General features: G+C 60.6%; 28 protein-coding genes. 11 read left to right on the top strand and 17 right to left on the bottom strand.

Annotation, left to right across the window (positions count from 1 at the left end; translation table 11 throughout):
- Positions 1-63: 63 nt before the first annotated feature.
- Positions 64-1,020 carry a thioredoxin-disulfide reductase gene (trxB, locus tag AC06G5_RS04085; protein ID WP_007970300.1) on the bottom strand — a complete coding sequence of 319 codons (957 nt, stop codon included), beginning with the start codon at positions 1,018-1,020 and terminating at the stop codon, positions 64-66.
- A 314-nt stretch (positions 1,021-1,334) separates the two neighbouring features.
- Here trxB and cysZ point away from each other — a divergent pair, with 314 nt between their 5' ends.
- Positions 1,335-2,087, top strand: coding sequence for a sulfate transporter CysZ (cysZ, locus tag AC06G5_RS04080; RefSeq protein WP_218429322.1), 753 nt, complete (start codon positions 1,335-1,337; stop codon positions 2,085-2,087).
- Between the two features lie 36 nt (positions 2,088-2,123).
- The gene (locus AC06G5_RS04075; protein ID WP_413421077.1) at positions 2,124-3,323 is read left to right on the top strand and encodes a glycosyltransferase family 4 protein; all 1,200 of its coding nucleotides are present in this window, start codon (positions 2,124-2,126) and stop codon (positions 3,321-3,323) included.
- A gap of 125 nt (positions 3,324-3,448) precedes the next feature.
- Here the strand turns inward: AC06G5_RS04075 and AC06G5_RS04070 are convergent, their stop codons facing one another.
- The 3 genes from AC06G5_RS04070 to AC06G5_RS04060 all read right to left on the bottom strand — a co-directional run bounded on the left by AC06G5_RS04070 (position 3,449) and on the right by AC06G5_RS04060 (position 5,834).
- Complete coding sequence (locus AC06G5_RS04070) at positions 3,449-4,552, bottom strand: NADH:flavin oxidoreductase (protein ID WP_413421079.1); 1,104 nt, start codon at positions 4,550-4,552, stop codon at positions 3,449-3,451.
- A gap of 191 nt (positions 4,553-4,743) precedes the next feature.
- The gene (locus AC06G5_RS04065) at positions 4,744-5,226 is read right to left on the bottom strand and encodes a glutathione peroxidase (RefSeq protein ID WP_413703577.1); all 483 of its coding nucleotides are present in this window, start codon (positions 5,224-5,226) and stop codon (positions 4,744-4,746) included.
- Positions 5,227-5,348: 122 nt separating this feature from the next.
- Complete coding sequence (locus AC06G5_RS04060) at positions 5,349-5,834, bottom strand: FKBP-type peptidyl-prolyl cis-trans isomerase (protein ID WP_007942189.1); 486 nt, start codon at positions 5,832-5,834, stop codon at positions 5,349-5,351.
- Here AC06G5_RS04060 and AC06G5_RS04055 point away from each other — a divergent pair.
- From AC06G5_RS04055 to AC06G5_RS04045, 3 genes are read left to right on the top strand one after another with little or no spacing between them, the layout of a single operon-like run.
- The gene (locus AC06G5_RS04055; protein WP_322615825.1) at positions 5,803-6,129 is read left to right on the top strand and encodes a DUF3565 domain-containing protein; all 327 of its coding nucleotides are present in this window, start codon (positions 5,803-5,805) and stop codon (positions 6,127-6,129) included. The two genes, AC06G5_RS04060 and AC06G5_RS04055, sit on opposite strands and share 32 nt — an antisense overlap.
- 59 nt (positions 6,130-6,188) lie before the next feature.
- Positions 6,189-8,288, top strand: a complete 2,100-nt coding sequence (gene pta, locus AC06G5_RS04050) for a phosphate acetyltransferase (RefSeq protein WP_413703578.1) — start codon at positions 6,189-6,191, stop codon at positions 8,286-8,288.
- Complete coding sequence (locus AC06G5_RS04045; protein WP_480459003.1) at positions 8,289-9,194, top strand: acyltransferase; 906 nt, start codon at positions 8,289-8,291, stop codon at positions 9,192-9,194. It begins immediately after the preceding gene.
- A 167-nt stretch (positions 9,195-9,361) separates the two neighbouring features.
- On the opposite strand, the gene cysN is transcribed toward AC06G5_RS04045, so the two are convergent.
- The 3 genes from cysN to AC06G5_RS04030 all read right to left on the bottom strand — a co-directional run bounded on the left by cysN (position 9,362) and on the right by AC06G5_RS04030 (position 13,208).
- A complete protein-coding gene (gene cysN / locus AC06G5_RS04040) occupies positions 9,362-11,260 on the bottom strand; it encodes a sulfate adenylyltransferase subunit CysN (RefSeq protein WP_413421087.1) in 1,899 nt (632 codons plus the stop codon).
- A 9-nt stretch (positions 11,261-11,269) separates the two neighbouring features.
- Positions 11,270-12,187 carry a sulfate adenylyltransferase subunit CysD gene (gene cysD / locus AC06G5_RS04035; RefSeq protein WP_480459002.1) on the bottom strand — a complete coding sequence of 306 codons (918 nt, stop codon included), beginning with the start codon at positions 12,185-12,187 and terminating at the stop codon, positions 11,270-11,272.
- Between the two features lie 262 nt (positions 12,188-12,449).
- Entirely contained in the window at positions 12,450-13,208 is a 759-nt protein-coding gene (locus tag AC06G5_RS04030) for a Nif3-like dinuclear metal center hexameric protein (protein WP_480459001.1), read from the bottom strand.
- A gap of 103 nt (positions 13,209-13,311) precedes the next feature.
- Between AC06G5_RS04030 and algW the strand changes: the two genes are divergently transcribed.
- Positions 13,312-14,475 carry a Do family serine endopeptidase AlgW gene (gene algW / locus AC06G5_RS04025; RefSeq protein ID WP_413421092.1) on the top strand — a complete coding sequence of 388 codons (1,164 nt, stop codon included), beginning with the start codon at positions 13,312-13,314 and terminating at the stop codon, positions 14,473-14,475.
- 130 nt (positions 14,476-14,605) lie between these two features.
- Here the strand turns inward: algW and hisC are convergent, their stop codons facing one another.
- The 10 genes from hisC to AC06G5_RS03975 all read right to left on the bottom strand — a co-directional run bounded on the left by hisC (position 14,606) and on the right by AC06G5_RS03975 (position 22,567).
- Entirely contained in the window at positions 14,606-15,658 is a 1,053-nt protein-coding gene (gene hisC / locus AC06G5_RS04020) for a histidinol-phosphate transaminase (RefSeq protein WP_480459000.1), read from the bottom strand.
- Positions 15,659-15,660: 2 nt separating this feature from the next.
- Positions 15,661-16,998: a histidinol dehydrogenase gene (hisD, locus tag AC06G5_RS04015; RefSeq protein ID WP_413421096.1), complete on the bottom strand. Its 1,338-nt coding sequence runs from the start codon at positions 16,996-16,998 to the stop codon at positions 15,661-15,663.
- A 125-nt stretch (positions 16,999-17,123) separates the two neighbouring features.
- Positions 17,124-17,759, bottom strand: a complete 636-nt coding sequence (hisG, locus tag AC06G5_RS04010; RefSeq protein WP_007970278.1) for an ATP phosphoribosyltransferase — start codon at positions 17,757-17,759, stop codon at positions 17,124-17,126.
- Positions 17,760-17,884: 125 nt separating this feature from the next.
- Positions 17,885-19,150 carry a UDP-N-acetylglucosamine 1-carboxyvinyltransferase gene (gene murA, locus AC06G5_RS04005; RefSeq protein WP_413421098.1) on the bottom strand — a complete coding sequence of 422 codons (1,266 nt, stop codon included), beginning with the start codon at positions 19,148-19,150 and terminating at the stop codon, positions 17,885-17,887.
- A 22-nt stretch (positions 19,151-19,172) separates the two neighbouring features.
- Positions 19,173-19,412, bottom strand: a complete 240-nt coding sequence (locus AC06G5_RS04000) for a BolA family protein (protein WP_020796650.1) — start codon at positions 19,410-19,412, stop codon at positions 19,173-19,175.
- 114 nt (positions 19,413-19,526) lie between these two features.
- On the bottom strand, positions 19,527-19,832 hold the full coding sequence (locus AC06G5_RS03995) for an STAS domain-containing protein (RefSeq protein ID WP_413421101.1): 306 nt from the start codon (positions 19,830-19,832) through the stop codon (positions 19,527-19,529).
- The gene (locus AC06G5_RS03990) at positions 19,829-20,482 is read right to left on the bottom strand and encodes an MlaC/ttg2D family ABC transporter substrate-binding protein (RefSeq protein ID WP_413421103.1); all 654 of its coding nucleotides are present in this window, start codon (positions 20,480-20,482) and stop codon (positions 19,829-19,831) included. Before AC06G5_RS03990 ends, AC06G5_RS03995 begins: the two co-directional genes overlap by 4 nt.
- 11 nt (positions 20,483-20,493) lie before the next feature.
- Complete coding sequence (mlaD, locus tag AC06G5_RS03985; RefSeq protein WP_007970271.1) at positions 20,494-20,961, bottom strand: outer membrane lipid asymmetry maintenance protein MlaD; 468 nt, start codon at positions 20,959-20,961, stop codon at positions 20,494-20,496.
- Positions 20,961-21,758 carry a lipid asymmetry maintenance ABC transporter permease subunit MlaE gene (gene mlaE / locus AC06G5_RS03980; protein ID WP_008018708.1) on the bottom strand — a complete coding sequence of 266 codons (798 nt, stop codon included), beginning with the start codon at positions 21,756-21,758 and terminating at the stop codon, positions 20,961-20,963. The genes mlaD and mlaE overlap by 1 nt, the downstream gene beginning before the upstream one ends.
- Positions 21,758-22,567: an ATP-binding cassette domain-containing protein gene (locus AC06G5_RS03975; protein ID WP_008018709.1), complete on the bottom strand. Its 810-nt coding sequence runs from the start codon at positions 22,565-22,567 to the stop codon at positions 21,758-21,760. Before AC06G5_RS03975 ends, mlaE begins: the two co-directional genes overlap by 1 nt.
- A 276-nt stretch (positions 22,568-22,843) precedes the next feature.
- Between AC06G5_RS03975 and AC06G5_RS03970 the strand changes: the two genes are divergently transcribed.
- The 5 genes from AC06G5_RS03970 to lptB are packed head-to-tail and all read left to right on the top strand — an operon-like array spanning position 22,844 to position 26,179.
- Entirely contained in the window at positions 22,844-23,818 is a 975-nt protein-coding gene (locus tag AC06G5_RS03970; RefSeq protein WP_413421106.1) for a KpsF/GutQ family sugar-phosphate isomerase, read from the top strand.
- Positions 23,818-24,342 (top strand): KdsC family phosphatase, encoded by a 525-nt coding sequence (locus AC06G5_RS03965; RefSeq protein WP_413421108.1) that lies wholly within the window; start codon positions 23,818-23,820, stop codon positions 24,340-24,342. The genes AC06G5_RS03970 and AC06G5_RS03965 overlap by 1 nt, the downstream gene beginning before the upstream one ends.
- Positions 24,343-24,349: 7 nt before the next feature.
- Positions 24,350-24,922, top strand: a complete 573-nt coding sequence (lptC, locus tag AC06G5_RS03960; RefSeq protein ID WP_413421110.1) for an LPS export ABC transporter periplasmic protein LptC — start codon at positions 24,350-24,352, stop codon at positions 24,920-24,922.
- Positions 24,909-25,454, top strand: a complete 546-nt coding sequence (gene lptA, locus AC06G5_RS03955; protein ID WP_413421112.1) for a lipopolysaccharide transport periplasmic protein LptA — start codon at positions 24,909-24,911, stop codon at positions 25,452-25,454. Before lptC ends, lptA begins: the two co-directional genes overlap by 14 nt.
- The gene (gene lptB / locus AC06G5_RS03950) at positions 25,454-26,179 is read left to right on the top strand and encodes an LPS export ABC transporter ATP-binding protein (protein ID WP_007986698.1); all 726 of its coding nucleotides are present in this window, start codon (positions 25,454-25,456) and stop codon (positions 26,177-26,179) included. The genes lptA and lptB overlap by 1 nt, the downstream gene beginning before the upstream one ends.
- Positions 26,180-26,344 lie beyond the last annotated feature (165 nt).

Raw genomic sequence — 26,344 nt, 5'->3', positions numbered from 1 at the left:
GACATGTGTATTTTCCGAAGGCAAAAAAAACCGGCCGAAGCCGGTTTTTTCGTTTCTACTGAATCAAGCGTTCTGCAGATTGTCCAGGTAACGCTCGGCATCCAGTGCCGCCATGCAACCGGCGCCAGCCGAGGTAATGGCCTGACGGTACACGTGGTCAGCCACGTCACCGGCGGCGAAGATGCCTTCGAGGTTGGTGGCAGTGGCGTTGCCGTCACGACCGCCCTGCACGACCAGGTAGCCGTCTTTCAGGGTCAGTTGGCCTTCGAACAGCGAAGTGTTCGGAGTGTGGCCGATGGCGATGAACACGCCGTCGACTTTCACTTCGTCGAAGCTGCCGTCGTTGTTCTTCAGGCGGGCACCGGTCACGCCCATGTTGTCGCCCAGCACTTCATCCAGGGTTGCGTTGAGCTTCAGCTCGATCTTGCCTTCGGCAACGCGGGCGTTCAGCTTGTCGATCAGGATCTTCTCGGCGCGGAAGGTTTCGCGACGGTGGATCAGAGTGACCTTGCTGGCGATGTTGGCCAGGTACAGGGCTTCTTCGACAGCGGTGTTGCCGCCGCCAACCACGGCAACCGGCTTGTTGCGATAGAAGAAACCGTCGCAGGTTGCGCAGGCGGAGACGCCTTTGCCCATGAACGCTTCTTCCGATGGCAGGCCCAGGTAACGAGCGCTGGCGCCGGTGGCGATGATCAGGGCGTCGCAAGTGTAAGTCGCGCTGTCGCCGGTCAGGGTGTACGGCTTGGCAGCGAAGTCCACGGCATTGATGTGATCGAAAACGATCTCGGTTTCAAAGCGCTCGGCGTGCTCGCGCATCCGCTCCATCAGCGCCGGGCCGGTCAGGCCGTGGACGTCGCCCGGCCAGTTGTCGACTTCGGTGGTGGTGGTCAGTTGACCGCCGGCCTGCATGCCGGTGATCAGCAGTGGCTTGAGGTTGGCACGGGCGGCATAGACCGCGGCGCTGTAACCGGCAGGGCCGGAACCGAGAATAATCACTCGCGAATGACGGACTTCAGACATGACCTGCTCCTGTTGACCGGCCCGGAACACCTGGCGCGGAACGCCGGATTGCCGGCTGGAATAAAAAAGAACGGTTGAAAGCACTTGGGGAAGGCTTGAACCCGACCGTCCTGTAAAAGATTGGGTGCAGCGTATCGAGGGGGCGAAGATTAAGGAAATACGGTTTAACAATCCAGCTCATAGGTGGTCTCTATGCAATCTGCCCGACGATATCGACGTCTTTGTTACAGTGAATGTCGATACCGCCACCGCGCTTTCGCATGTGCAGCAAAGCCGGTAAGGTCGGCGCGTTTTCCCTCTGCCCGGAGCACCTTATGCCCGCCCCTGTCCTGTCCGGCCCGCAATACCTGCGCGAAGGCCTCAAGCTGGTGCTCAGCCCCAGCCTGCGTTTGTTTGTGTTGTTGCCACTGGCGATCAACCTGGTGCTGTTCGTCGGATTGATCTATCTGGCCGGCCATCAATTCAGCCTGTGGGTCGACACGCTGATGCCGTCCCTGCCCGACTGGCTGAGTTTTCTCAGCTACATCCTCTGGCCGCTGTTCGTGGTGCTCGTCGTACTGATGGTGTTCTTCACTTTCACCATGCTCGCCAACGTCATTGCCGCGCCGTTCAACGGCTTCCTCGCGGAGAAAGTCGAAGTGGTGGTGCGCGGCACCGATGATTTTCCGACCTTCAGCTGGGGTGAACTGATTGCGATGATCCCGCGCACCCTGGCCCGGGAAATGCGCAAGCTCGGCTATTTTCTGCCCCGGGCGATCGGGTTGTTCATCCTCTCGTTCATCCCGGTGGTGAACATCATCGCCGCGCCGCTGTGGCTGTTGTTCGGGGTGTGGATGATGGCGATCCAGTACATCGACTACCCGGCGGACAACCACAAGCTGGGCTGGAACGAGATGCTCGCGTGGCTGCGACAGAAGCGCTGGCAGAGCATGAGCTTCGGCGGCAGCGTCTATCTGGTGCTGCTGATACCGGTGGTCAACATCCTGATGATGCCGGCCGCCGTGGCCGGGGCGACGCTGTTCTGGGTGCGTGAACGCGGCGCGGAAAACCTGGTGGCACAGCGCTGAGTCACAAATCCATCATCCCGACGTCACACTGACGACATGGCCCCAACCGACACTGGGGTCATGACGACAGCTCTGCATATCACCCTGATCACCGAAACCTTCCCTCCCGAAATCAACGGCGTGGCCAATACCCTTGGTCGCTTGTGCGACGGCTTGCGCGCGCGCGGGCATCAAGTGGAGTTGGTGCGACCGCGTCAGGGCTGCGACCAGCAGTTGGGCAGCGACGATGAGTTGCTGCTGTGCCGCGGCTGGCCGCTACCGGGCTATCCCGGTTTGCAATGGGGTCAGTCGTCGATGCACAAACTGCTGCGGCGCTGGACGCGCCACCGCCCGGACGTGCTCTACATTGCCACCGAGGGCCCGCTGGGCCTGTCGGCCTTGCGTGCGGCACGGCGACTGGGAATTTCCGTGGTCAGCGGGTTCCACACCAATTTCCAGCAGTACTCCAACCAGTACGGGCTTGGTTTGCTCACGCGCCTGCTGACTCACTACCTGCGCTGGTTCCACAACCGCTCGACCATGACCCTGGTGCCCAGCGTCAGTCAGCGCATGGAACTGGAGCGGCGGCATTTCGAGCGACTCGCGTTGCTGTCCCGAGGGGTCGACAGCGAACTGTTTCACCCGGCCAAACGTCTGAATGCCCTGCGCGAGCAATGGGGACTGGCCGAGGAAGACATCGCCGTCATTCATGTCGGACGCCTGGCCGCGGAAAAAAATCTCGGCCTGCTCAAGCGCACCTTCAATACCCTCAAGGCGAGTTATCCCCAGCGCATCCTGAAACTGATCGTGGTCGGCGATGGCCCGCAGCGCCAGGAACTGCAAAACGAAATGCCCGAGGCGATTTTCTGCGGTACCCAACGGGGTGAAGCACTGGCGTGTCACTACGCGTCAGGCGACGTGTTTCTGTTTCCGAGCCTGACTGAAACGTTCGGCAATGTGGTACTTGAAGCACTTGCCTCGGGGCTCGGCGTGGTGGCCTACGATCAGGCGGCGGCCGCCCAGCATATACGTCATGGCTACAACGGAGTGTTGGCGATGCCGGGGGATGAAGAAGCATTCTGCGATGCCGCGGCATGGCTGCTGGAGGAAAGGGAAACCTTGCGCAATGTACGTCTCAATGCGCGCCAGCATGCCAGTCGCCAGGGCTGGGCGACGATCATCGAGCAGTTCGAGGGACAGCTGCGCGGGGCGTGTGCCGGGGAGATGGTGGTGCCGAATGCACCGACTGTTCCCTGATTTGCTGTGTTTTTGAGTCAGCCTTCGCGAGCAAGCCCGCTCCCACACTTGATCGCATTTCCCTGAGAGAACGCGGTTACTTGTGGGAGCGGGCTTGCTCGCGAAAGCGTCAGTCCAAGTGCCGCTTAAACCAAGGTCATCAACGCCTCACGGCTGAACGGCAGAATGTCTTCCTCACGGCCGTCACGCACTTTCTGCGCCCAGTCCGGGTCCACCAGCAACGCGCGACCGACCGCCACCAGGTCGAACTCGTCGTTGTTCAAGCGCTCCAGCAGCTTTTCCAGGCTGGCCGGTTGTGCGACCTTGTCGGTGTTGACCATGAACTGCAGGAACTCGCCGTCCAGGCCGACGCTGCCCACGGTGATGGTCGGCTTGCCGGTGAGTTGGCGGGTCCAGCCAGCCAGGTTCAACTCGGAACCGTCGAACTCCGGCTCCCAGAAGCGGCGGGTCGAGCAGTGGAAAATATCCACGCCTGCGTCGGCCAACGGTTTGAGGAACTCGCCCAAGGCTTCCGGGGTTTGCACCAGGCGTGCGGTGTAGTCCTGCTGCTTCCACTGGGAGAAACGGAAGATGATCGGGAAACCCTCACCGACCGCGGCACGCACCGCCTGAATCAATTCAATGGCGAAGCGCGAACGGTTGGCCAGGCTGCCGCCGTACTCGTCGGTACGCTGGTTGCTGCCTTCCCAGAAGAACTGGTCGATCAGGTAACCGTGGGCACCGTGGATTTCCACGCCGTCCATGCCGATGCTTTGCGCATCCTTGGCGGCCTGGGCGAACGCGGCGATCACGTCCTGGATATCCTGCTTGGTCATGCCATGCACCACGACCTGACCTTCCTTGATTTTTTCCGACGGGCCATAACCCGGCACGCTGGCGTCCGGCTCGGTGCCGATACGACGTACGCTGCCCACATGCCACAACTGCGGCACGATCTTGCCACCTTCGGCGTGAACGGCGTCGACGACTTTCTTCCAGCCGGCCAGGGCCGCTTCACCGTAGAAATGCGGAACGTTCGGGTAACCGTTGGAAGCCTTGTGACCGACGGTGGTGCCTTCGGTGATGATCAGGCCGACGCCCGCAGCGGCGCGTCGACGGTAGTATTCGATCACCTTGGAATTAGGCACGCCGCCCGGAGAAAAGGAGCGGGTCATCGGCGCCATGACGACGCGGGTCGGCAGCTCGAGGGTGCCGAGGTGGAACGGTTTGAACAGGGCTTTGACGGGCATGGGACGCTCCACATGGAATGACTTTATGACGGTGATAATATGGAGGTTCGCGCGTACTGAACAGCACTATTGATTTGGGTGATGTAGGAGCGAGCTTGCTCGCGATGGTGGTCAACGATAACGCTGGCGGTCTGATGCCCCGCGGTGTTCCTACAACCATCGCGAGCGAGCTCGCTCCTACAAAGGGAGGATTACTTCAGGGCTTTTTCAATCGCCTGAACGACGCTGGGATCGTCCGGAGCAGTACGTGGCGAGAACCGTGCCAGTACGCGGCCGTCCTTGCCCAGCAGGAACTTCTCGAAGTTCCAGGTGATATCGCCGGGAAACTCCGCGCCCTCGCCCGCCAGCAAGCGGTAGAGCTGATGACGATCGTGACCATTGACTTCCAGCTTGCTGGACAACGGAAAGGTCACGCCATAGTTGAGGCTGCAGAAATCCTTGATCTCCTGCTCGGTCCCCGGTTCCTGCCCGGCAAATTGGTTGCACGGCAAGCCCAACACGCTGAAGCCTTTGGCCTTGTATTGCTGGTAGAGGTTTTCCAGCGCCGCGTACTGCGGGGTCAAGCCGCATTTGGAAGCGACGTTGACCACCAGCACGACTTGGCCTTTGAAAGGCGCCAGAGGTAGCTCCTGACCATTCAGGGCTGTCAATTTAAGGTCGTGAAAAGCACTCATGACGTACTCCAGATTCCCGTGTTCTTTTCGAAACAGCCACTTGGCGGCGTCGTCAGGGACAGCCGCATACTAAAAAGGCGCCCACAGGGCGCCTCTCCAGTTATCTGAGCTTAGCGCAGAAATCAGTGGTGATGGCCACCTTCGCCATGGACGTGGCCATGAGCGATTTCTTCCTGGCTGGCGTCACGGATAGCAACGATCTTGACCTGGAAATTCAGGCGCTGACCGGCCAACGGGTGGTTGCCGTCAACGGTCACGTCGTCGCCGTCCAGATCACGGATGGTCACGATCTGCATCTGGCCGTCCGGAGCGGAAGCGTGGAACTGCATGCCCACTTCCAGTTCGTCGACGCCTTCGAACATGCTGCGGCTCAGGGTGCTGACCAGTTCGGCAGCGTATTCGCCGTAAGCATCTTCCGGTTCAACGGCTACGGTCAGCTCGTCGCCGACAGCCTTGCCTTCCAGAGCCTTTTCCAGGCCCGGGATGATGTTGCCTGCGCCTTGCAGGTAGACCAGCGGCGCGCCGCCGGCGGAGCTGTCGATGACCTCACCAGCGTCGTTGGTCAGGGTATAGTCAATGGAGACAGCCTTATTGGCGGCGATCAGCATGGGGCGAGACCTTTTGCATAAGAAGATTGAAGGGCCAAGTTTAGCGAAGCAATCGTCCGAAAGCGAACACAACCCGGACAGACGGGATTCGACGGTCACAGGCTTTCATCAGGACGAGGACGGTCACTGGGTGGCCGAGCTTTCCTGCGGCCATACCCAACACCTGCGGCACCAACCACCCTGGCAATCCCGCGCCTGGGTCATGGACCCTGCGCAACGCCAGGAAAAAATAGGCCAACCCTTTGCCTGCGGTTGGTGCGCACAAGGCTCGGTTAGCGATAACCTTGGCGACTGAATTTCGGTAGATCGCCAGTCATAGGTGCTCACCATTGCCTGCTCCCTTAGAGAATCCGCATGCAAACTTTTTTTATCGCGCCCACCGATTTTGGTGTGGGTCTGACCTCCATCAGCCTCGGGCTGGTGCGTACCCTTGAGCGAGCCGGGCTCAAGGTCGGCTTTTTCAAACCGATTGCCCAGCCGCATCCAGGCGACACGGGCCCGGAACGTTCCACCGAACTGGTGGCGCGCACCCACGGCCTGAAACCGCCTCAGCCACTGGGCCTGGCCCATGTCGAGCGCATGCTCGGCGACGGCCAGCTCGATGAGTTGCTCGAAGAAATCATCACCCTGTATCAGCAGGCCGCCATCGGCAAGGACGTGCTGATCGTCGAAGGCATGGTGCCGACCCGCAGCGCCAGTTACGCCGCGCGGGTCAACCTGCACCTGGCCAAGAGCCTCGACGCCGAGGTGATCCTGGTCTCGGCACCGGAAAACGAAGTGTTGACCGAGCTCTCCGGTCGCGTCGAGTTGCAGGCGCAATTGTTCGGCGGCCCGAAAGACCCGAAAGTCCTCGGCGTGATCCTCAACAAGGTCAAGACCGAAGAAAGCATGGAGGCCTTCGCCACGCGCCTGAAGGAGCATTCGCCGTTGCTGCGCAGCGGTGATTTCCGCTTGCTCGGCTGCATTCCGTTCCAACCGGAACTGAACGCCCCGCGCACCCGCGACGTCGCCGACCTGATGGGTGCGCAAGTGCTCAACGCCGGTGATTATGAAACCCGGCGCATGACCAAAATCATCATTTGCGCCCGCACCATGCGCAACACCGTGGAGTTGCTCAAGCCCGGCGTGCTGGTGGTGACCCCCGGCGACCGCGACGACATCATCCTCGCCGTCAGCCTGGCGGCGTTGAACGGCGTGCCTCTGGCCGGCCTGCTGCTGACCAGCGACACCTTGCCCGACCCACGCATCATGGACCTGTGCCGTGGCGCCCTGCAGGCCGGACTGCCGGTGCTGTCGGTGAGCACCGGCTCCTACGACACCGCCAACCTGCTCAATGGCCTGAACAAGGAAATCCCTATCGATGACCGCGAGCGCGCGGAAATCATCACCGACTTCATCGCCGGCCACCTCGATGCCAACTGGTTGCATCAGCGCTGCGGCACACCACGGGAGATGCGTCTGTCGCCAGCGGTGTTCCGCTATCAACTGATCCAGCGCGCCCAGGCGGCCAACAAGCGCATCGTGTTGCCCGAAGGCAGCGAGCCGCTGACCGTGCAGGCCGCCGCGATCTGCCAGGCCCGTGGCATCGCTCGCTGCGTGTTGCTGGCCAAGCCCGAGGACGTGCAGGCTGTCGCCCGCGCCCAGGGCATCGAGTTGCCACCTGGCTTGGAAATCATTGATCCGGACTTGATCCGCGAGCGCTATGTCGAGCCGATGGTTGCGCTGCGCAAGAGCAAAAGCCTCAATGCGCCGATGGCCGAGCAACAACTGGAAGACACCGTGGTGATCGGCACCATGATGCTGGCCCTGGATGAAGTCGACGGTCTCGTCTCGGGCGTGATCAACACCACCGCCAACACCATCCGCCCGGCCCTGCAGCTGATCAAGACGGCGCCGGGCTGCACCCTGGTGTCGTCGGTGTTCTTCATGCTGTTTCCGGAAGAGGTGCTGGTCTATGGCGACTGCGTGATGAACCCGCACCCAAGCGCCAGCGAACTGGCTGAGATCGCCCTGCAAAGCGCTGATTCGGCCGCCGCATTCGGCATCACGCCACGGGTGGCGATGATCAGCTACTCCAGTGGCGATTCGGCGAGCGGCGAAGAAGTCGAGAAGGTCCGCGAGGCTACCCTGCTCGCCCACGAACAACAGCACTCGCTGCTCATCGACGGCCCTTTGCAGTACGACGCCGCCGCCAACGAAAACGTGGCCCGGCAATTGGCGCCGAACAGTCAGGTGGCCGGCCGCGCCACGGTGTACGTGTTCCCCGACCTCAACACCGGCAATACCACCCACAAGGCCGTGCAGCGCAGCGCCGACTGCGTCAGCCTCGGGCCGATGCTGCAAGGCCTGCGCAAACCGGTGAACGATTTGCCGCGCGGCGCGCAGGTCGATGACATCGTCTACACCATCGCCCTGACCGCGATTCAAGCCGCCAACCGACCTATGGATGTGTAAATGCTGGACTTCCTCCCCGCCCCGTTGCGCGGCGTGATCGCCGCGCTGCTGTTGGCACTGAACACAATATTGCTCTGCTCGTTCCTGTTCTGCGTGGCGCTGGTCAAGGTATTGCCGTTCACTTTCACCCAGCGCATCGCACGCTGGCTGATGAGCCATACCCATGAAGCCTGGATCAGCATCAACAAAGGCTGGATGAACCTGGTCCGTCGCACCCGCTGGCACATCAGCGGTCTGCAGGGTCTCGACTACCAGCACTCGTACCTGATCACCAGCAACCACCAGAGCTGGGTCGACATTCTGGTGCTGCAATACGTGCTCAACCGGCGCATTCAACCGCTGAAGTTCTTTCTCAAGCAGGAGCTGATCTGGGTCCCGGTGATCGGCCTGGCCTGGTGGGCGCTGGGCTTTCCGTTCATGAAGCGCTACTCCAAGGCGTACCTGGAGAAGCACCCGGAAAAGAAAGGCAAGGACCTGGAAACCACCCGCAAGACCTGTGCGAAATTCCGCGACAACCCGGTGGGCATTTTCAACTTCGTCGAAGGCACGCGCTTCACCGAGGGCAAGCATGCCCAGCAACAGTCCCCCTTCAAGTACCTGCTCAAGCCCAAGGCCGGCGGTATTGCCTTTGTGCTGGATGCGATGGGTGAGCAACTGGAGTCCATCGTCAACGTGACCATCCACTACCCGGGCGGGCGTCCCGGTTTTTGGGATTTGTTGTGCGGGAACGTTGCGGACGTGGTGGTGCACTTTGAAGAGCTGAGGATTCCGCCACAGTTCATTGGCAAGAACTACGACCAGGATGGTGAGTATCGCCTGCAATTCCAGGGCTGGATCAATCAGTTGTGGCAGGACAAGGATGCTCTGCTGGAACAGATGCACCGCGAATTTCCTGACCGCCGCTGAACCAATGTGGGAGCGGGCTTGCTCGCGAAGGCAGACTGACATTCAACATAGATATTGACTGACTCACCGCATTCGCGAGCAAGCCCGCTCCCACATTTGAATATCACAAGGCATAAAAAACCCGCCGATGATCACTCATCGGCGGGTTTTTCAATTACGGCCAAGCCTTAGATCGCGCCACGCTCACGCAGCAGACCCAGCACTTGCTTGACGCCTTCTTCCAGCGACACGGACTGGGTGTCGATGACCAGGTCGGCATCCAGCGGTACGTCGTACGGGAAGGACTCGCCCGGGATGTTATCCCCGGCCGCCGCGTACAGGCCTTGCGGATCACGCTCGGCGCAGACCGTTGGCGAAGCCTGGACGTAGACCGTCAGCAGACGCTCCTTGCCGATCAGTTCCCGGGCCTGTTCACGACCTTCGGCACTCGGCGCAACGAACGCCGCCAGGGTCAGCAGGCCGGCTTCGTTAAACTGACGCGCCACGTGCGCGGCACGACGCCAGTTTTCGGTACGCCCGGCGCGATCCTGTGGCAGCCCCTTGTTCAGGTCGTGACGCAGGTTCTGGCCATCGAGTACGAACACCGCACGACCCAGGTCGAACAGCTTGCGCTCGACCGCATAGGCCAGGGTGCTTTTGCCCGCGCCCGACAAGCCGCTGAACAACACGGTGGCCGGTTGCTGGCCGAAGCGCTGTGCGCGCTCTTCGGTGGCGACGTGGGCCAGTTTGCCGTGGTGCGTGGAGCTACCATGGGCCAGAGGCTGGGCGACGATCATGCCCGCGCCAACGGTGCCGTTGGTCAGGCGGTCGATGATGATGAAGGCGCCGGTGGTGCGGTTGCTGTCGTAACCGTCGAGGGCAATCGGCGCATCGAGCGCGATCTTGACCTTGCCGATTTCGTTCAACTGCAACGCGCTGGCCGGGCCTTCTTCCAGGGTGTTCACATCGACCTTGTTGACGATGCTGGCGATGGAGCCCGGCACGTAACTGGTGGCGCGCTTGATGTCGTATTTCTTGCCCGGCAGCATCGGCTCTTCAGCCATCCACACCAGCATGGCTTCGAAGCTGTCGGTCACCGGCGGCACGTTGTCGGCGTGAACCAACAGGTCGCCACGGGAGATGTCGATTTCATCTTCCATGGTCAGCGTGACTGCCTGACCTGGACCGGCATGTTCCAGTTCACCTTCGAAGGTGACGATGGACTTCACGCGGCTGCTCTTGCCCGACGGCAGCACCACGACTTCGTCACCTTTCTTGACGATGCCGCTGGCCAGCGTACCGGCGAAACCACGGAAGTTCAGGTTCGGACGGTTGACGTACTGCACCGGGAAACGCAGGTCGGTGAAGTTGCGATCGCCCGCCACTTCCACGGTCTCGAGGATTTCCATCAGCGACTGGCCGGTGTACCACGGCGAACGCTCGGACTTGTTCACCACGTTGTCGCCCTTCAGAGCGGACATCGGCACGAAGTGCATGCTGGTGGGCTTCATCTTCAGGCCTTCGGCGAACTGCAGGTAGTCGGCCTTGATCGACTCGAACACGCCCTGGTCGAAGTCCTTGAGGTCCATCTTGTTGATGGCCACAACGATGTGCTTGATGCCCAGCAACGAGGCGATGAAGCTGTGGCGACGGGTCTGGGTCTGCACGCCGTAACGGGCGTCGACCAGGATGATCGCCAGGTCACAGGTGGAAGCACCGGTGGCCATGTTGCGGGTGTACTGCTCATGGCCGGGGGTGTCGGCGATGATGAATTTGCGCTTGGCGGTGGAGAAATAGCGGTACGCGACATCGATGGTGATGCCCTGCTCACGCTCGGCCTGCAGGCCGTCGACCAGCAACGCCAGGTCGATGTCTTCGCCGGTGGTGCCGACTTTTTTCGAGTCGCGGGTAATGGCTTCCAGGTGATCTTCGTAGATCATCTTGGAGTCGTGCAGCAGGCGCCCGATCAGGGTGCTCTTGCCGTCGTCGACGTTACCGCAGGTCAGAAAGCGCAGCAGCTCTTTACGTTCGTGCTGGCCCAGGTAGGCGAGGATGTCCTCGCTGATCAAATCAGATTGATGCGACATGACAGCCCCTTAGAAATAACCTTGACGTTTCTTGTCTTCCATCGAGCCTGCGCCATCGTGGTCGATGACACGGCCCTGGCGCTCGGAAGTTCGCGTCAGGAGCATTTCCTGAATGATGTCCGTGAGGCTTTCGGCCTCGGACTCCACCGCGCCCGTCAACGGGTAGCAACCAAGGGTACGGAAACGCACTTTCTTTTTGACGATGCGGGCTTTGTCTTCATCGCTCAGGTGTTCGAGGATGCGCTCGTCGTCGATCATGATCAGCGTGCCGTTCTTCTCGATGACTTCACGCTCGGCGGCGAAGTACAGCGGAACGATCGGGATGCCTTCAAGGTAGATGTACTGCCAGATGTCCAGCTCGGTCCAGTTCGACAACGGGAAGACGCGGATCGACTCGCCCTTGTTGACCTTGCCGTTGTAGACGTTCCACAGCTCGGGACGCTGGTTCTTCGGATCCCAGCGGTGCTTGCTGTCGCGGAACGAGTACACACGCTCCTTGGCGCGGGATTTCTCTTCATCGCGACGGGCGCCGCCAAAAGCTGCGTCGAAACCATGCTTGTCGAGTGCCTGCTTGAGGCCCTCGGTCTTCATGATGTCGGTGTGCTTGGCGCTGCCGTGGGTGAACGGGTTGATGTCCTGCGCCACGCCGTCCGGGTTGACGTGGGTGATCAGGTCCAGGCCCAGCTCGGCGACCATCTTGTCGCGGAAGGCGTACATCTCCTGGAATTTCCAGCGAGTGTCGACGTGCATCACCGGAAACGGCAGCTTGCCCGGGAAGAACGCCTTGCGTGCCAGATGCAGCATCACGGCGGAGTCTTTACCGATGGAGTACAGCATCACCGGGTTGTCGAACTCGGCGGCCACCTCGCGGATGATGTGGATGCTTTCCGCCTCCAGCTGTTTCAGATGCGTCAGTTTGTCGACCATGGCTACTCACGAAAGCTTTCTTATGAACGGCCAGCGGGCCGTGTTCGAGCGGGGATCCTAGCACAGCGACCTCTTCTAATCAGGACGCCAACTAGATCGAAAGAGCATATGAATATGCCTGCCTGTTTGGCCGCCCTCCCCCCTGTGGGAGCGAGCTTGCTCGCGATGGTCGTCAACGATAACGCTGGGAATCTGACACCCCGTGGCGCTCTCAGGTTTATCGCGAGCGAGCTCGCTCCTACAGTATCAGGATCTCGCGCGTTCAGATCGGATTCGGGCAATCGATGAAGATGTGCTCCAGCGCAAACCGCCGCGCCAGGTAATCCCCCAGCGCCTGGACGCCGTAGCGTTCGGTCGCATGGTGACCGGCGGCGATGAAACTGATGTCGTTTTCCCGGGCACTGTGGAAGGTTTGCTCGGAAGCTTCGCCGCTGAGGTACAGATCGACTCCGGCCAGAATGGCCTGGTCGATGTAACCCTGGCCGCCACCGGTGCACCAGCCGACGCGGCGGATCATGGCGCTGCCTTCGATCAACAGCGGCTCACGGCCCATGACTTCCTGCACGCGGCGGGCGAAATCCCGGGGCGTCATCGGCTCATTCAGCGAGCCGACCAGGCCGACGATCTTCAGGTTGTCCGGGTCCAGCGGCCCTTCCACGGTGATGTCCAACTGACGGGCAAGTTGCACGTTATTGCCGACGTCCGGGTGCAGGTCCAGCGGCAGGTGATAGGACAACAGGCTGATATCGTGCTTGAGCAGGGTCTTCAAGCGGCGCTGTTTCATGCCGGTGATGCACGGATTTTCGCCTTTCCAGAAGTAGCCGTGATGCACCAGCGCCAGGTCGGCATTGGCCTCCACGGCGGCATCGAGCAAAGCCTGGCTCGCGGTGACGCCGCTGACAATGCGCATCACTTGCGGCCGCCCCTCGACCTGCAGGCCGTTGGGGCAATAATCGGCAATCTTGGCACTGTTAAGGTAGCGGTCGGCTTCTTCGACCAGGGTGCTCAGGGCGACGGCCATAAAAGACTCCTAAATATCCCGTTCAGAGGCGCGTTCGGCCTCGTATAATGCGCGTCATTATGAGCGGTCTCATACCGCCTGCAACTCTCTCAGGAAGTGCTTAATGCTCAAGGCGCTGCGTTTTTCCGGCTGGCCGCTGTTGGCCGGCGTGCTTGTCGCTCTTTTGATAATCCAGCGTTACCCGCAGTGGGTCGGGCTCCCGAGCCTCGACGTCAATCTGCAACAAGCGCCGCAAACCACCAGCATGCAGCAGGGTCCGGTGTCCTATGCCGACGCGGTAACCACCGCGGCGCCGTCGGTGGTGAACCTGTACACCACCAAAGTCATCAACAAACCCAACCATCCGTTGTTCGAAGATCCGCAGTTCCGGCGCTTCTTCGGCGACAACTCACCCAAGCAGAAACGCATGGAGTCGAGCCTTGGCTCCGGCGTGATCATGAGCCCGGAAGGCTACATCCTGACCAACAACCATGTGACCAGCGGCGCTGACCAGATCGTGGTGGCGCTCAAGGACGGCCGGGAAACCCTGGCGCGGGTGATCGGCAGCGACCCTGAGACTGACCTCGCGGTTCTGAAAATCGACCTGAAAAACCTGCCGTCGATCACGGTGGGGCGTTCCGACAACATCCGCATCGGCGACGTCGCACTGGCCATCGGCAACCCGTTCGGCGTCGGCCAGACCGTGACCATGGGCATCATCAGCGCCACCGGCCGCAACCAGCTGGGCCTGAACAACTACGAAGACTTCATCCAGACCGACGCCGCCATCAACCCCGGCAACTCTGGCGGCGCGCTGGTGGATGCCGTCGGCAATCTGACCGGCATCAACACGGCGATCTTCTCCAAGTCCGGAGGCTCCCAGGGCATCGGTTTCGCGATCCCGGTGAAACTGGCGATGGAAGTGATGAAGTCGATCATCGAGCACGGCCAGGTGATTCGTGGCTGGCTGGGTATCGAAGTGCAGCCGCTGACCCAGGAACTCGCCGAATCGTTCGGCTTGTCCGGGCGCCCGGGCATTGTCGTGGCGGGGATTTTCCGTGACGGTCCGGCACAGAAGGCCGGTCTGCAACTGGGTGATGTGATTCTTTCCATCGATGGCGAACCGGCCGGTGATGGCCGTCGCTCGATGAATCAGGTGGCGCGGATCAAGCCGACTGACAAGGTTACGATCCAGGTCATGCGCAATGGCAAGGAACTCAAGCTGACCGCGGAAATCGGTTTGCGTCCGCCACCGGCACCGGCCAAAGACCAGGAAGAAGCAGAGTAAGCGGCCAATACAATCCCTTGTAGGAGCGAGCTTGCTCCGGGCGGCGATCCGACGATGGTGTGTCAGTGACACCGCTTAACCTGACACTCCATCGCGAGCAAGCTCGCTCCTACAGGGGGGCAGCGATGGTTTAGAGGTCGCCGAGACCGTCGATCAGCGCCTGATTCTGCTCTGGCGTGCCGATGGAGATCCGCAGGAACTGGGCAATCCGCTCCTGCTTGAAGTGCCGGACGATCACGCCTTGCTCACGCAACTTCGCTGCCAGGCCCGCTGCATCATGCCGGGGGTGACGAGCGAAAATGAAGTTCGCCGCCGAAGGCAGGACTTCAAAACCCTTGGCCTCTAATTGCCCGACGACCTTGTCGCGACTCTCGACCACCAACGCGCAGGTCTTGTCGAAGTACTCACGATCTTCGAACGCGGCCGCCGCCCCCACAATCGCCAGACGATCCAGCGGATAGGAGTTGAAACTGTTCTTGATCCGCTCCAGCGCCTCGATCAGGTCCGGATGCCCCACCGCCAGGCCAACTCGCAGACCGGCCAGGGAACGGGACTTGGACAGGGTCTGGGTGACCAGCAGGTTCGGATAACGATCGACCAGCGTGATTGCCGTCTCGCCGCCGAAATCGATGTAAGCCTCATCCACAACGACCACCGAATCCGGGCTGGCCTTGAGAATCTGCTCCACCGCCTCCAGCGCCAACAGGCAGCCGGTCGGCGCATTCGGGTTGGGGAAAATGATCCCGCCGTTTGGCTTGGCGTAGTCCGCCGGGTTGATCTGGAATTGCTCGTCCAGCGGCACCGCGTCGAACCGGATGCCGTACAACCCGCAGTAGACCGGGTAGAAGCTGTAGCTGATGTCCGGGAACAGCAGCGGCTGATCGTGCTGCAGCAAACCGTGGAAGATGTGCGCCAGCACTTCATCGGAACCGTTGCCGAGGAACACCTGATTGCCTTGCACGCCGTAGTACCTGGCGACGGCTTGCTTGAGCAGATCGCTGTTCGGGTCCGGGTACAGACGCAGGTTGTCATTCAATTCGATTTGCATCGCGGCCAAGGCTTTCGGCGATGGGCCGTACGGGTTTTCGTTGGTGTTGAGCTTGACCAGTTTGGTCAGCTTAGGCTGTTCGCCCGGTACGTAAGGCACCAGATTCTTGACGAACGGGCTCCAGAATTTACTCATGCTCAGTTCCCCTGCCCTTGTGGAAAGTCTTCGTCGACGATGCGGTATTCGGCGCTACGCGCGTGGGCGCTCAGCGACTCGCCACGGGCCAGTACGGAAGCGGTTTTGCCCAACTCGGAAGCGCCCTGCTCGGAGCAGAAGATGATCGACGAGCGTTTCTGGAAGTCATACACACCCAGCGGCGAAGAGAACCGTGCGGTGCCGGAAGTCGGCAACACGTGGTTCGGGCCGGCGCAGTAATCGCCCAGTGCTTCGGAAGTGTGACGGCCCATGAAGATTGCGCCGGCGTGGCGGATCTGCGGCAGCCAGGCTTGTGGATCGGCAACGGACAATTCGAGGTGCTCCGGCGCGATGCGGTTGGCGACTTCGATGGCTTGCTCCATGTCACGCACCTTGATCAAGGCACCACGGCCATTGATCGAGGTTTCGATAATCGCGGCACGCTCCATGGTCGGCAACAACTTGGCGATGCTGGCGGCGACCTTGTCGAGGAACTCGGCGTCGGGGCTGACCAGAATGGCCTGGGCGTCTTCGTCGTGCTCGGCCTGGGAGAACAGGTCCATGGCGATCCAGTCCGGATCGGTCTGGCCGTCGCACACCACGAGGATCTCGGAAGGACCGGCGATCATGTCGATCCCGACCTGGCCAAACACGTGGCGCTTGGCCGTAGCCACATAGATGTTGCCCGGGCCGACGACCTTGTCGACCTGCGGCACGCTTTCGGTGCCGTAAGCCAGGGCCGCGACGGCCTGGGCGCCGCCGATGGTGAATACGCGGTCGACACCGGCGATGCAGGCCGCAGCCAGCACAAGCTCATTGATTTCACCGCGCGGGGTCGGAACAACCATGACCACTTCGGTGACACCGGCGACCTTGGCCGGAATCGCATTCATCAGCACCGACGACGGGTACGACGCCTTGCCACCCGGTACGTACAGACCGGCGCGATCCAGCGGCGTGACCTTCTGGCCCAGCACGGTGCCGTCTGCCTCGGTGTAGCTCCAGGAGTCCTGCTTCTGTTTTTCGTGGTAGCTGCGCACACGAGCCGCGGCGACTTCCAGGGCTTCACGCTGGGCCACGGAGATGCGGGTGAGTGCCAGCTCCAGACGCTCGCGCGGCAGGATCAGGTCGGCCATGGACTTCACGTCCAGGCCATCGAACTGGCGGGTGTAGTCCACCAGTGCCGCGTCGCCACGCTCACGCACGGTCTTGATGATGTCCAGCACCCGCTGATTGACCGAGTCGTCAGACACACTTTCCCAGCTCAGCAGATGATCCAGATGATGCGCGAAATCCGGGTCAGCAGCGTTGAGTCGGCGAATTGCAGTCAGTGCGGTCATAGCGAGAGCCTCATAGGAATGGCAAAAACTCAGGCGCCCGAAGCTAGCACTCCATCCGCTTGGGCACCTGAGAATTCTGGCTATGAGGCGGATAGACGGGCGCGACTCAACGTCGCGCAGGTGAGTCAGCCGCGGTGTCGAGACTCCACTGCCTTGCGCAGGGTGTCGATCAACGCCTGGATACGGGCGTGCTGCATCTTCATCGATGCCTTGTTGACGATCAGCCGCGAGCTGATGGCCGCGATGAAATCCTGTGGCTCCAGGCCGTTGGCCCGCAGCGTGTTACCAGTGTCGACCACGTCGATGATCTTGTCCGCCAGACCGATCAGCGGCGCCAGCTCCATCGAACCGTAGAGCTTGATGATGTCGACCTGACGTCCCTGTTCGGCATAGTAGCGCTTGGCAACGTTGACGAATTTGGTGGCGATACGCAGACGGCCCTTGGGCTCGACCGCGCCGACTTTACCGGCGGTCATCAGCTTGCACTGGGCAATCTGCAGGTCCAGCGGCTCGTACAGGCCCTGGCCGCCGTATTCCATCAGCACATCTTTACCGGCGACACCGAGGTCGGCAGCACCATGCTCGACATAGGTCGGCACATCGGTGGCACGCACGATCAGCAGACGAACATCGTCCTGGGTCGTGGGGATGATCAGCTTGCGGCTCTTGTCCGGATTCTCGGTCGGCACGATGCCCGCTTCAGCCAGAAGCGGCAGGGTGTCGTCGAGGATGCGGCCCTTGGACAGTGCGATAGTCAGCATGGGAAACGCCTTAATCAGGAATCTTATGCCCGGTCACAATCGGCGCCGGACACGCATCGAGCCGGAAACCGGCTCGACCTCTACAACAATTCAACGGGCACCTCCCTGTGCCCATGCAGCAGAAACTAGCCCGGAACGCGACGGATCCTGGCGCCCAGCATCTGCAGTTTTTCTTCGATGCACTCGTAGCCACGATCTATGTGGTAGATGCGATCGATCAGCGTGTCGCCTTCGGCGACCAGGGCCGAGATCACCAGGCTGGCCGAAGCACGCAGGTCGGTCGCCATGACTGGCGCGCCCTTGAGCTTTTCGGTGCCGGTGACGATCGCGGTGTTGCCCTCGACCTGGATCTTGGCGCCCATGCGGTGCAGTTCGTAGACGTGCATGAAACGGTTTTCGAAGATCGTCTCGATCACGGCGCCAGTGCCTTCGGCAATGGCGTTGAGGGAGATGAACTGCGCCTGCATGTCGGTCGGGAACGCCGGGTACGGTGCGGTCCGCACGTTCACGGCTTTAGGCCGCTTGCCATGCATGTTCAGCTCGATCCAGTCTTCGCCGGTGGTGATTTCGGCACCGGACTCGCGGAGTTTTTCCAGAACGGCTTCAAGGATGGTCGGATCCGTGTCCTTGACCTTCACGCGGCCACCGGTGACGGCTGCCGCCACCAGATAGGTGCCGGTTTCGATACGGTCGGGCATCACTTTATAAGTGGTGGTGTGCAGACGCTCGACGCCATCGATGGTGATGGTATCGGTACCGGCGCCGGAAACCTTGGCACCCATGGCGTTCAGGAAGTTCGCCAGGTCGACCACTTCGGGCTCGCGTGCGGCGTTTGCCAGTACGCTACGGCCCTTGGCCAGGGCAGCGGCCATCATGATGTTTTCGGTACCGGTCACGCTGACGGTATCGAAGAAGAAGTGCGCACCGCGCAGGCCGCCTTCAGGGGCCTTGGCCTTGATGTAGCCGCCTTCGACATCAATGACCGCGCCCATGGCTTCCAGGCCACGGATGTGCAGGTCTACCGGACGCGAACCGATGGCGCAACCGCCAGGCAAGGCGACTTCGGCTTCACCGAAACGGGCAACCATCGGGCCCAGCACCAGAATCGACGCACGCATGGTTTTAACCAGCTCGTACGGTGCGACCAGAGTCTTGATGGTGCGCGGGTCGATTTCGACGGCGAGCTTCTCATCGATCACCGGCTCAATGCCCATGCGACCGAACAGCTCGATCATGGTGGTGATGTCGTGCAGGTGCGGCAGGTTGGCCACGGTCACCGGGCCATCGCACAGCAAAGTGGCAGCCAGGATCGGCAGGGCAGAGTTCTTTGCCCCGGAAATGCGGATCTCGCCATCAAGACGAGCGCCACCGGTAATAATCAGTTTATCCATAAGAATCTCGACGCCCTTGGGCTCAGGTGCGCTCGGCCCAGGCCGCGCTGCTGAAAAATTTCATAGTGACCGCATGGATGCTGCCATCGGTGATCCATGGGTTCAAATGGGCATAGACCTGCTGCTGACGCTTCACCGGGCTCAACGCCGCCAGTTCATCGCTAATCACGTTCAGCTGGAAATTGCAGCCTTCGCCCTCGACTTCTACTTTCGTTCCGGGCAGCTTTCCTTCAAGAAAGCTCTTAACTTCGTTGGCCTGCATGCTCAACCTCAATCGGCGCCCTGTGCGCGCGGGTCGGACATCATACAAAAAAGCCCCGCGCCTGCGAACCCCGCCAAGCAGGACTCGGACGGAGGGCTTCTTTATAGATGCGGTTCAGGGTTGCGCAAACAGCTCGGTCAGCTCGCTGACCTGAGCGATTTCACGCATGTCTTCCGGCATCCCGCGGATGCTCAGGGCCTTGCCGGCCGCCTGCGCATCGCGGATGAAGCACAGCAGCAACGACAAACCGACACTGCTGGACTTGGTCACCGCCGAGCAATCGATTACCAGCGCCGCGGCCTTGCTGGCCTTGATCAGCGCTTTGCCCTGCTCGCGCAGGCCAGGGCCGGTGCGGTAATCCAGCACGCCACTGAGTCGCAGCTCGCCCGCTTCGTCCATCCGGACTGCCGACTCATTCATTGGGCCGGCTGCTCTGGTTTCTTGTCGGTGGCTTCCTTGGCCTTGGCGACTTCCCCGGCCCAACCATTGATGGTCTTGTCCAGGTCGTTGCCATTGCGCTGCATCGCATCGGCGAACTGATCGCGGAACAGCTTGCCGATGTTGATGCCGTTGATGATGACGTTACGCAGCTTCCACTCGCCGTTGATCTTTTCCAGCGTGTAGGACACCGGATAGATCGCGCCGCTGCTGCCCTTGACGGTCATGCCAACGCTGGTACGGTCGCCCGACTCGTCTTTGGCCGGTTCAACAGTGATCCCCTGGTTGTTGTACTCCAGCAAGGCGTTGCCGTAGAACTGGAACAGACCCTTCTTGAAGTTTTCTTCGAAGGTCTTCATCTGCGCAGGCGTAGCTTTCTTCGAGTATTTGACCGTCATGATGCTCTTGGAAATACCCTCGGCATCCACAACCGGCCCGACGATGTTGTCCAGCGCCGTATAGAAGTCCTGCGGGTCCTTCTTGTACTTCTCTTTGTTTGCCGCCAGATCCGCGAGCATACGGTTGGTTGTGTCCTGCACCAGTTCGTGCGCCGAAGGCGCCGCTACGGCATGGGACACCAACGGAAACACCGCGAGCATTACCAACAGGCCACGTCGCAAGATAGAGATCATTTAACAGTTCCTCATTTAGCTTCTTTGCTAACGGTATTGAGCAGGAATTTACCGATCAGGTCTTCGAGCACCAGCGATGACTGCGTGTCATGGATGGTTCCACCATCCTTGAGCAGGGTGTCTTCCCCGCCCACGCTGATACCGATGTACTTCTCGCCCAACAGGCCAGCAGTCAGGATAGATGCAGTAGAGTCCGCCGGAAGATTATCGATGCGTTTTTCCAGCTGCATGGTCACCCGACCGGTGAAACTGTCGCGATCCAGATCGATAGCCGTGACCTTGCCGATGGTCACACCGGCCATGGTCACCTTTGCTCTGACAGTCAAACCGGCGATATTGTCGAAGTAGGCGTAAAGTTTATACGTGTCGGTGCTCGGAGTCGGGGACAGGCCGCTGACCCGCAACGCCAACAAGAGCAAAGCCAGGATGCCAGCCAGCAAGAAAAGGCCGACACCGATTTCCAGGGTGCGGTTTTGCATCAGAAATCTCCAAACATCAAGGCGGTCAGAATAAAGTCCAGGCCGAGTACTGCCAACGAGGCATATACAACGGTCTTGGTAGTGGCACGACTGATCCCCTCGGAAGTGGGTTCGCAGTCATAGCCTTGGAATACGGCGATCCAGGTCACAACAAAGGCAAAGACGATACTTTTGATGATCCCGTTGAGCACATCGTCGGTGAACGTCACGCTGTTCTGCATGTTCGACCAGTAGGAACCTTCATAGACCCCCAGCCAGTCGACAGCCACCCACGAGCCGCCCCAGATACCCACCACGCTGAAAATCATCGCCAGCACCGGCAGGGAAATGAAACCGGCCCACAAGCGTGGCGCGATGATGTACTTGAGCGGGTCAACCCCGATCATTTCCAGGCTGGACAGCTGCTCGGTGGACTTCATGTTGCCGATTTCGGCGGTCAACGCCGAACCGGCACGCCCGGCGAACAGCAAGGCAGTCACCACCGGCCCCAGCTCACGCAGCAGCGTCAGGGCAACCATCTGCCCGACAGCCTGCTCTGAACCATAGCTGGAAAGAATGTTGAAGCCCTGCAGCGCCAGCACCATGCCGATGAACACCCCGGAGACCACGATGATCACCAGGGACATCACGCCCACCGAATGCAATTGCTTGACCAGTAGCCCGAAGCCGCCGCCGATACCGCCCCGGCCCAGCAAGGCATGGAACAGGAACAGGCTCGAACGCCCGAACACCGCCAGCGCATCGATGCCGGCCTGGCCGAAGCGGCGAACGCGCTCTATCAATGAAATTCTGCGCATCAGCGCTTCCCCAGAAGATCTGCGCGGTAATCCGTCGCTGGAAAGTGGTACGGAACCGGGCCGTCGGGTTCGCCGGTCATGAACTGACGAATGCGCGGTTCATCCGAGTTCATCAACTCGTCCGGTGTCCCCTGCCCCAACACCTGACCATCGCCCACCACATAAATGTAATCGGCAATGCTCGCGGTCTCGGCCAGGTCGTGGGATACCACGATGCTGGTGATGCCCAGCGCATCGTTGAGCAGACGAATGAGGCGCACCAGAACGCCCATTGCGATAGGGTCCTGGCCGACAAAGGGCTCGTCGTACATGAGGATCTGCGGGTCGAGCGCAATTGCCCGGGCCAGCGCGACACGACGCTTCATGCCGCCGGAAAGCTCGTCGGGCATCAGATCGATGGCACCGCGCAAGCCCACGGCCTGCAGTTTGAGCAGGACGATGTCGCGGATCATTTCATCCGGCAGTTGCGTATGAACCCGCAACGGAAAAGCGACGTTCTCGAACACATCGAGGTCGGTAAACAGTGCGCCGCTCTGAAAAAGCACGCCCATATGCTTGCGCGCATCGAACAGGTCGCTGCGCGACAGCTTGGGCAGATTCTGACCGTTGACCCAGACTTCGCCCTTGGTGGGCCGCAGTTGGGCGCCCATCAGGCGCAAAAGCGTGGTCTTGCCACACCCGGAAGGCCCCATGATTCCGGTGACCTTGCCGCGTGGGATACGGATATCGACATTATTGAAAATGCTGCGCGCACCGCGCTTGAAGGACAGTCCCTTCAGCTCGACCGCGTAGGCGTTATCGGCACTCATCTAAACTCCTTGCGATGCAGCCTCTCACTCGGACGCCTGGCTTTCCGAGGAAAGCACATACCTCCCGGGCAGGCCGAACTGGCGGCGAACTATATCACCGCAAAGGGTACGCGCCCAAGGCCAAAGCCGAGCCAAGTTCAACCGCATGGCCGCTTGAAAGCCCCGTTTAGAAGGTTTTCGGTAACCGGGAATAACAATGCGCGACGAACATGCGTGAGGGATTCGATCATAACCGCTATAATCGCCGCCTTTTCATCAGGCTATACGATTTCTGACATGAGCCAATCCAGCGACCTGATTCAATCAGCACAACGCACCATCCGCCTCGAGGTAGAAGCCGTGCAAGGCCTGCTACCCCATATCGACGCAGATTTCGTACGCGCTTGCGAGATGATTCTGGCCAGCAAAGGCCGCGTGGTCGTGGTCGGCATGGGCAAGTCGGGGCACATCGGCAACAAGATCGCCGCGACCCTGGCCAGCACCGGCACCACGGCATTTTTCGTGCACCCGGCTGAAGCCAGCCACGGCGACATGGGCATGATTACCCGCGACGACATCATCCTGGCGCTCTCGAACTCCGGCTCCACCAATGAAATCGTTACCCTGCTGCCACTGATCAAGCGCCTGGGCATTCAATTGATCAGCATGACCGGCAACCCTGACTCGCCGCTGGCCAAGGCCGCCGAGGTCAACCTGAATGTTCACGTCGAACACGAAGCCTGCCCGTTGAACCTGGCTCCCACTTCGTCGACCACCGCCGCCCTGGTCATGGGCGACGCCCTGGCAGTCGCGCTGCTGGAAGCCCGCGGCTTTACCGCCGAAGACTTCGCCTTTTCCCATCCCGGCGGCGCCCTGGGCCGACGCCTGTTGCTGAAAGTGGAAAATGTCATGCACGCCGGCCAGGACCTGCCGCAGGTCCAGCGCGGCACCCTGCTCAAGGATGCCCTGATGGAAATGACCCGCAAGGGCCTGGGGATGACCGTCATTCTGGAGTCCGACGGCAAACTGGCCGGGATCTTCACCGACGGTGACTTGCGCCGCACACTGGACCGCAGCATCGATATCCACAGCGCCATCATCGACCAGGTCATGACGGCCCATGGCAAGACCGCGCGCGCCGAGATGCTCGCCGCCGAAGCACTGAAAATCATGGAAGACCATAAAATCAACGCATTGGTCGTGGTCGACCGCGAAGACCGCCCGGTCGGCGCCCTGAACATGCACGACTTGCTGCGTGCGGGAGTAATGTAATGAGTGCGGACCTGCTGCAACGTGGCAAACAGATCAAACTGGCGGTGTTCGATGTCGATGGCGTGCTGACCGATGGACGCCTGTACTTCCTCGAAGACGGCAGCGAATTCAAGACGTTCAATACACTCGATGGCCAGGGTATCAAGATGCTGATGGCGGCCGGCGTGCAAACCGCCATCATCAGTGGCCGCAAAACCCCGGTGGTCGAGCGACGCGCGAAGAACCTCGGTATCCCGCATCTTTATCAGGGGCGCGAAGACAAACTGGTGGTACTCGACGAACTACTGGCCCAACTGAACCTGGGCTATGAACAGGTGGCCTACCTCGGCGACGACCTGCCGGACCTGCCGGTGATTCGCCGCGTCGGCCTGGGCATGGCGGTGGCCAATGCCGCCAGCTTCGTGCGTGAACACGCTCACGGCATCACCCTCGCCCGTGGCGGCGAAGGTGCCGCTCGCGAATTCTGCGAATTGATCCTGCGCGCCCAGGACCGCCTCGATGCGGCCAATGCCGCGTACCTGTGAGCCCACCATGCTGAGCAAAAAGTTTCGCAACACCCTGTTGTTCAGTTGCATCGCGGCGATATTCGCCGCGGTTGGCTACTGGAACATCAGCCCGGAGCGCTTCCTCGACAAGCCGGTAACGCCGGTCGATGAAAGCGCGATCGACTATTACGCCATCAACGCCCACAGCGTGCAGTACCTGCCCGACGGCAGGCTGCAATATGATCTGGTGTCCGACAAGGTCGAGCACCTGAAGGCGACCGAGGTGACGTTGCTGACCAACCCCGACCTGAATGTGTTCCGCGGCACTGAATTCCCGTGGCACGTCCAGAGCCTGCAGGGCGAGGTCAACCCTGACGGCACACAGGTCGAACTGATCGATGACGTGCGCATCACGCGCTTCGACGAGAAAAACCGTAAAACCCTGATCACCAGCACCCGCATGACGGTGTTCCCGCAGCAGCAATATGCGCAGACCGAGCAAGACGTTAGAATCGACGGCGCTGGCGGTGTATCGACTGGCAAGGGAATGAAAGCGTATTTGAAAGAAAGCAGGATACACCTGCTATCGAACGTAAGAGGACAGTATGAGGCTCGTTAAAACCCTCCCGATTTTGCTCAGTCTGGGCGCAGCACTGGGAAGCGTGAGCGCCTGGGCTCTGCCGGAAGATCAACAGCAGCCTATCCGCATTCAGGCCGACGATGCCCAACTGGACGACAAGCAAGGTATTGCTACCTACAAGGGTGACGTGATCATCACCCAGGGCTCGATGAAGGTGACCGGCAACACCGTGACCATCACCCGCACCCCGACTGGCGACATCGACGTGGTGACCTCGGTGGGCAACCTGGCGTACTTCGAGCAATTGCAAACAGCTGGCGACACCAAGCCCGTTCAGGGCTGGGGCGTGACGATCCAGTATCACGCCGCACAAAACCGCGTCGTACTGATCGACAAGGCCAAAGTTGTCGACAAGGACAACAACACCACCCAAGGCGAAAAAATCGTCTACGACACGGTCAAGAAGCTCGCCAGCGCCGGTCGCGCCACGGGCAGCAAGGTCACCGAGGCACGTCCGCGTATCGACATGGTGATCCAGCCGAAGAAGAAAACCGACGAGAAAACCCAGTAATGGCAACTCTGAAAGCTCAGCATCTGGCCAAGAGCTACAAGAGCCGCCAGGTCGTGCGTGATGTCAGCCTGTCCATCGACAGCGGCCAGATCGTCGGCCTGCTTGGTCCGAACGGCGCCGGCAAGACCACCTGCTTCTACATGATCGTCGGCCTGGTGCAAGCCGACCAGGGCCGCGTCCTGATCGACGACCACGATGTCAGCCACCAGCCCATGCACGGCCGCGCAAAGGCCGGTATTGGCTACTTGCCACAAGAAGCATCGATCTTTCGCAAACTGTCGGTGGCCGACAACATCATGGCCATCCTCGAGACCCGCAAGGAACTCGACAAGGCCGGCCGTCGCAAGGAGCTGGAAAGCCTGCTACAGGAATTCCACATCAGCCACATCCGCGACAACCTCGGCATGAGCCTGTCCGGTGGTGAGCGCCGTCGCGTGGAAATCGCCCGCGCCCTGGCCACCAACCCGAAATTCATCCTCCTCGACGAACCCTTCGCCGGCGTGGACCCGATTTCGGTCGGGGACATCAAGCAGATCATCTACCACCTCAAGGCCAAGGGCATTGGCGTACTGATCACGGACCACAACGTTCGTGAAACCCTGGATATCTGTGAAACCGCCTATATCGTCAATGACGGCCAACTGATCGCCGAAGGTGACGCAGAGACCATCCTGGCCAACAACCTGGTCAAGGAAGTGTATCTGGGCCATGAGTTCCGCCTGTAAAGGCAGAGGTATCTGGCAGGTCGTCCGAGCGCTTGTCCCGATAAAAAATCAACACTTTTTTATTGTTACAGCGCTCTAGGCAAACGCTGCAGTTTCGGGCATATAATTTGCTTATGTTTGGCGCTCCGGCGCCCTGTAGTGGATGGCGCATGTGCGCCGGCGAAT

Source organism: Pseudomonas sp. WT-JTC (assembly GCF_056711565.1).
The sequence above is the reverse complement of the archived record's forward strand: the minus strand, read 5'-3'. Positions and strand labels throughout refer to the sequence as shown.

Excerpts from the sequence above, each read along its gene's own strand:
- algW (WP_413421092.1), top strand. The coding sequence starts at position 13,312 with ATGCTCAAGGCGCTGCGTTTTTCCGGCTGGCCGCTGTTGGCCGGCGTG.
- hisG (WP_007970278.1), bottom strand. The coding sequence starts at position 17,759 with ATGCTGACTATCGCACTGTCCAAGGGCCGCATCCTCGACGACACCCTG.
- AC06G5_RS03990 (WP_413421103.1), bottom strand. The coding sequence starts at position 20,482 with ATGATCTCTATCTTGCGACGTGGCCTGTTGGTAATGCTCGCGGTGTTT.
- lptC (WP_413421110.1), top strand. The coding sequence starts at position 24,350 with ATGCTGAGCAAAAAGTTTCGCAACACCCTGTTGTTCAGTTGCATCGCG.
- trxB (WP_007970300.1), bottom strand. The coding sequence starts at position 1,020 with ATGTCTGAAGTCCGTCATTCGCGAGTGATTATTCTCGGTTCCGGCCCT.
- AC06G5_RS03995 (WP_413421101.1), bottom strand. The coding sequence starts at position 19,832 with ATGAATGAGTCGGCAGTCCGGATGGACGAAGCGGGCGAGCTGCGACTC.
- mlaE (WP_008018708.1), bottom strand. The coding sequence starts at position 21,758 with ATGCGCAGAATTTCATTGATAGAGCGCGTTCGCCGCTTCGGCCAGGCC.
- lptA (WP_413421112.1), top strand. The coding sequence starts at position 24,909 with ATGAGGCTCGTTAAAACCCTCCCGATTTTGCTCAGTCTGGGCGCAGCA.
- AC06G5_RS04045 (WP_480459003.1), top strand. The coding sequence starts at position 8,289 with ATGCTGGACTTCCTCCCCGCCCCGTTGCGCGGCGTGATCGCCGCGCTG.
- AC06G5_RS03965 (WP_413421108.1), top strand. The coding sequence starts at position 23,818 with ATGAGTGCGGACCTGCTGCAACGTGGCAAACAGATCAAACTGGCGGTG.
- lptB (WP_007986698.1), top strand. The coding sequence starts at position 25,454 with ATGGCAACTCTGAAAGCTCAGCATCTGGCCAAGAGCTACAAGAGCCGC.
- mlaD (WP_007970271.1), bottom strand. The coding sequence starts at position 20,961 with ATGCAAAACCGCACCCTGGAAATCGGTGTCGGCCTTTTCTTGCTGGCT.
- AC06G5_RS04060 (WP_007942189.1), bottom strand. The coding sequence starts at position 5,834 with ATGCTGATCGCCGCCAATAAGGCTGTCTCCATTGACTATACCCTGACC.
- cysZ (WP_218429322.1), top strand. The coding sequence starts at position 1,335 with ATGCCCGCCCCTGTCCTGTCCGGCCCGCAATACCTGCGCGAAGGCCTC.
- AC06G5_RS03975 (WP_008018709.1), bottom strand. The coding sequence starts at position 22,567 with ATGAGTGCCGATAACGCCTACGCGGTCGAGCTGAAGGGACTGTCCTTC.
- AC06G5_RS04000 (WP_020796650.1), bottom strand. The coding sequence starts at position 19,412 with ATGCAGGCCAACGAAGTTAAGAGCTTTCTTGAAGGAAAGCTGCCCGGA.
- AC06G5_RS04065 (WP_413703577.1), bottom strand. The coding sequence starts at position 5,226 with ATGAGTGCTTTTCACGACCTTAAATTGACAGCCCTGAATGGTCAGGAG.
- AC06G5_RS04030 (WP_480459001.1), bottom strand. The coding sequence starts at position 13,208 with ATGGCCGTCGCCCTGAGCACCCTGGTCGAAGAAGCCGACCGCTACCTT.
- AC06G5_RS03970 (WP_413421106.1), top strand. The coding sequence starts at position 22,844 with ATGAGCCAATCCAGCGACCTGATTCAATCAGCACAACGCACCATCCGC.
- AC06G5_RS04075 (WP_413421077.1), top strand. The coding sequence starts at position 2,124 with ATGGCCCCAACCGACACTGGGGTCATGACGACAGCTCTGCATATCACC.
- AC06G5_RS04070 (WP_413421079.1), bottom strand. The coding sequence starts at position 4,552 with ATGCCCGTCAAAGCCCTGTTCAAACCGTTCCACCTCGGCACCCTCGAG.
- cysD (WP_480459002.1), bottom strand. The coding sequence starts at position 12,187 with ATGGTCGACAAACTGACGCATCTGAAACAGCTGGAGGCGGAAAGCATC.
- pta (WP_413703578.1), top strand. The coding sequence starts at position 6,189 with ATGCAAACTTTTTTTATCGCGCCCACCGATTTTGGTGTGGGTCTGACC.
- hisC (WP_480459000.1), bottom strand. The coding sequence starts at position 15,658 with ATGAGTAAATTCTGGAGCCCGTTCGTCAAGAATCTGGTGCCTTACGTA.
- cysN (WP_413421087.1), bottom strand. The coding sequence starts at position 11,260 with ATGTCGCATCAATCTGATTTGATCAGCGAGGACATCCTCGCCTACCTG.
- murA (WP_413421098.1), bottom strand. The coding sequence starts at position 19,150 with ATGGATAAACTGATTATTACCGGTGGCGCTCGTCTTGATGGCGAGATC.
- AC06G5_RS04055 (WP_322615825.1), top strand. The coding sequence starts at position 5,803 with ATGGAGACAGCCTTATTGGCGGCGATCAGCATGGGGCGAGACCTTTTG.
- hisD (WP_413421096.1), bottom strand. The coding sequence starts at position 16,998 with ATGACCGCACTGACTGCAATTCGCCGACTCAACGCTGCTGACCCGGAT.